General features: G+C 66.8%; 4 protein-coding genes, 1 pseudogene and 1 riboswitch. Of the genes and pseudogenes, 2 read left to right on the top strand and 3 right to left on the bottom strand.

Annotated elements, in window-relative coordinates; genetic code table 11:
• Window positions 1-779 (bottom strand): phosphomethylpyrimidine synthase ThiC (locus tag WA317_RS04335; RefSeq protein ID WP_425171875.1); only part of this gene is annotated, 779 nt, incomplete at its 3' end.
• Window positions 780-889: riboswitch (TPP riboswitch) on the bottom strand.
• A gap of 246 nt (window positions 890-1,135) precedes the next feature.
• Here WA317_RS04335 and WA317_RS04340 point away from each other — a divergent pair.
• Window positions 1,136-1,504, top strand: coding sequence for an STAS domain-containing protein (locus WA317_RS04340; protein ID WP_425171873.1), 369 nt, complete (start codon window positions 1,136-1,138; stop codon window positions 1,502-1,504).
• A gap of 183 nt (window positions 1,505-1,687) precedes the next feature.
• Here WA317_RS04340 and WA317_RS04345 read toward each other — a convergent pair whose 3' ends face one another.
• Complete coding sequence (locus WA317_RS04345; RefSeq protein ID WP_425171874.1) at window positions 1,688-1,963, bottom strand: hypothetical protein; 276 nt, start codon at window positions 1,961-1,963, stop codon at window positions 1,688-1,690.
• A gap of 63 nt (window positions 1,964-2,026) precedes the next feature.
• Here WA317_RS04345 and WA317_RS04350 point away from each other — a divergent pair, with 63 nt between their 5' ends.
• Window positions 2,027-2,209, top strand: a complete 183-nt coding sequence (locus WA317_RS04350) for an Rv1535 domain-containing protein (RefSeq protein WP_425171876.1) — start codon at window positions 2,027-2,029, stop codon at window positions 2,207-2,209.
• 79 nt (window positions 2,210-2,288) lie between these two features.
• Here WA317_RS04350 and WA317_RS04355 read toward each other — a convergent pair.
• Window positions 2,289-3,422, bottom strand: a pseudogene (locus tag WA317_RS04355) (cation-translocating P-type ATPase); the annotation flags it as partial.
• Between the last annotated feature and the right edge of the window lie 163 nt (window positions 3,423-3,585).

The raw sequence follows: 3,585 nt of genomic DNA on the forward strand, positions 1-3,585 counted from the left end.
ACGATGCCGGTGACCCGCTTGGCCGTCAACGGCACATACCGCAGCAGCACCCCGGCATGCACGGTCATGTAGTCCACGCCCTGCTCACACTGTTCGATCACCGTGTCGCGATAGATCTCCCAGGTCAGATTCGTCGGGTCCCCCTTCACCTTCTCCAGCGCCTGATAGATCGGCACCGTACCGACAGGCACCGGAGAGTTGCGCAGGATCCACTCGCGGGTCTCGTGAATGTCCTTGCCGGTGGACAAGTCCATGATGGTGTCCGCGCCCCAGCGAGTGGCCCACACCATCTTGTCGACCTCTTCGGCCACCGATGAGCTGACCGCCGAATTGCCGATGTTGGCATTGACTTTGACCGCGAAGGCCTTCCCGATGATCATCGGCTCGATCTCGGGATGGTTGTGGTTGGCCGGGATTACCGCCCGGCCGCGCGCGACCTCGTCGCGCACCAGTTCAGCGGGCAGGCCCTCGCGGACGGCGATGAAGGCCATTTCCGCGGTGATCTCGCCGGCGCGGGCCCGCTGCAGCTGAGTGCCGCGGTCGCGCACCACACCCGGACGGGCGGGCAGGCCATGCTGGACGTCGATCGCCGCGTCGGAGTCGGTGTAGGGCCCGGAGGTGTCGTACACGTCGAAGTGGTCACCGTTGGACAGGTTCACCCGCCGAAACGGCACTTTGGCGGCGGGTCCGCCGCCGAGCGACACGTCGAGGTCGCGGTACACCTTGGTGCTCCCGGCGATCGGGCCGGTGGTCACGGACGGCTCGATGGATACGGTCAAATCAGTCACTTGTCATCTCCCTACGACGGCATTACCCGGTCAGGTTCGTACGGTCGACGGCCCCAGCCGTCCTCTCAGCGCACTCGGCGCGCGCTCCCGCGTTGAATTCATCGTCAGAAAGCCGGCCGTACTGCTTTGCCCGGCGTCGTCCACGCTAGCGCAGCGACGGTGACTTTGTCCTACTCGTCGCCGCTGGACATTTCTTCAATGGGATGATTCACGGGTGCATACCGCGACCACGTTATGCTGCCAAGCACCTTGTACGGCGGAGCACTGCGGATTGGGCTCGCGGGATTTCGCCAGCCGGATATTGGAAGACGGTTCTCAGGCCGAGAGATGGAGTCGAGGCAAGGGCGATGGATTTGTTGACGGTGGAATGCGAGGATCGCGACGATTCCGTCATCGTTCGGGCAACCGGCGACATTGATTCCAGCACGGTCGCGCAGCTGGCTGGCAAGCTTTCCGCGGGGCTGCAGGTCGCTCGTGACCACCCCGCGCGACTGCTCGTCGTGGACTTGCAAGCCGTGACCTTCTTCGGCAGCGCCGGTCTCAACGCGGTGCTCGATTGTCACGAGGACGGGGTGGCGGACGGGACGCTGGTGCGTCTGGTGGCCAACAACGCCCAGGTGGTTCGCCCGATCGAAGTGACCGGCCTGGACCGCGTCCTCGAGGTCTACCCGACCATGCCCGAGGCGCTGCGGCGCTGTCGCGACTCGAAGCGGTGAGTAAACACTTTGCGGACCCGGCCGGCGGCGATCACGCGCCGCCGCACTAGACCGCTTGCTCATCGAATGCAACGTGGTGATTGTGATCGCGCCAGAAAGCCTGGTACACCGCGCGGCCGTGATCATGCAACTTCCCTTTGACCATGACACTGCCTCCGCACTGCAGGCAGCAGCCTCGGAAGGTTAGACCTCCTCCATCGCCTCGCCGAGTTCCGCAAGGACCTTGCTGCGGTGGTTGCTGGCCAGGACGTGTCCGGCCACGATGACCACGGCGACCGGCCAGTCGATGATCTCCAGTGCAGCCAGTGCCGCCAGACCGCCGTAATAGGCGATTTGTTCCGGCCGCGGGATGTCCACCTTGCCCACGATCGGCAAGTTCACCGCGAACGATTCGCCTGCGCGTATCCGGTCGACCGCCTCGCGCTGGGAGGTGCCCCGCCGAGCCTTCTTTTCGGCCATGGTTTGCCTTTCAGTAACTAAACATTTGCCGTCGCGCCGAGTACTGCCGTCACTGTCGGACGTATGTCGACGACTGATGCTCTGTCCGATCCGCTGGCTGCGGCGCTCGGTGCGGTGCTGACTGTGCCGGTTGTTGAGTTGTACGCGGTGCTGTGGCGGGTTGGCGTGGTGGAGATTCTGGCGAGTCGTCGCTCGCCGGGTCGGATGCCGGCGACGTCGGCGGCGGCAACGCTGCTGTCTGCCTAGCCGCCAGCACCCGGGTAGCGACGGCAACAGCGATAGTGGCTGCAGTGGCCGATCCCAGCGCCTGACTCCACCCGAGCGGGCCTAGCGGTGTGCAGCCGAGCAGATTGCTGATTCCGGGGATGCTGATCAGCGTTCCCATCGCGGCAAGGGAGCCGAAAGCGGTGAGCACCACCAGCGGGGCCCGCGAATCCAGCAGTGTCTGACCCAGCTGGGTGGACACCAGAGCGACCAGCGCCACGGTGGAAGCGCGTTGCGGACGTCCGGTGACAGCGCCCATCGCCCAGGCCGCCGTCGCCGCGGCCGCGGTGGTCGTCCCGCGAATGGCGACAGCACGCCACAGCGCAGCCTGATCCGGGCCGCGTCCGTCGCGGTTCCCACCAGCCGTGGTCGGGCTGACCGCAAGAGCGGCGGCCGGCAGTGCGTCGGTGAAGATGTTGACCAATAGCAGCTGGCGAGTGTTCAGCGGCGACTTCCCGGTGATCGCGCTGCCGATCACGGCGAACGCGACTTCACCGGCGTTGCCGCCGAGCAGCACCGACACCGCCGACTGCACTCGTCGCCACAGCTCACGGCCTTCCTCGATGGCCTCGAGCAGCGCCTCGATCCGGGCGTCGAGCAGCACTACGTCGGCTGCGACGCTGGCCGGATCGCTGCCGCGCGCAACGACACCGATACCGACGGTGGCGGCCCGGATGGCGGCAGCGTCGTTGGAGCCGTCACCGACCATCGCAGAGATCTGACCCGTGCGTTCCAGAGTCTGCACGATCTGGACCTTGTTCTCCGGCGTCATCCGCGCAAAGATGACCCGCTCGCCCACCGCGTGTTCCTGGTCTTTGCGGGACATCTCATCCCACTGCGATCCGCTGATGACCTCGTCGGCGGTCACCGGGATGCCCAACTCCCGCGCGATGGCCGTGGCGGTGACGGGGTGATCGCCGGTGATCAACCGCACGGCCACGCCACGCACGGCCAGAGCCGCCAGCAGCGCGGGCGCCTGGGCGCGTGCAGTGTCCGACAACCCGACGAATCCGGCCAGCGACAACCGGTCACGGCACAATTCGTCAATGGCGTCTTCGTCGTCCTGCACCGTTTGCGCCTGCTGCGGCGTCAGCTCGCGGCGGGCCACCGCGATCACCCGCAGCCCGCCGGCCGCCAGCTGATGCACGGTGTCTTCGGTTTCCGGCCCGACGTCTTGGCAGGCGGCGAGCACCACCTCGGGGGCGCCTTTGACCGTCAGCTCGGTGCCGGTGACCGACGCCGAGAACGACCGCCCGGACCGGAACGGCAGATGCGCGTCGACCGGGAGCGCGGCGGAGCCGGGCGAAGCGGGTCGGCGCCCATCAGTTGCGTCGACCGGGAGCGCGGCGGAGCCGGGC

This window comes from Mycobacterium sp. (genome assembly GCF_049802695.1).
GTDB lineage: Bacteria > Actinomycetota > Actinomycetes > Mycobacteriales > Mycobacteriaceae > Mycobacterium.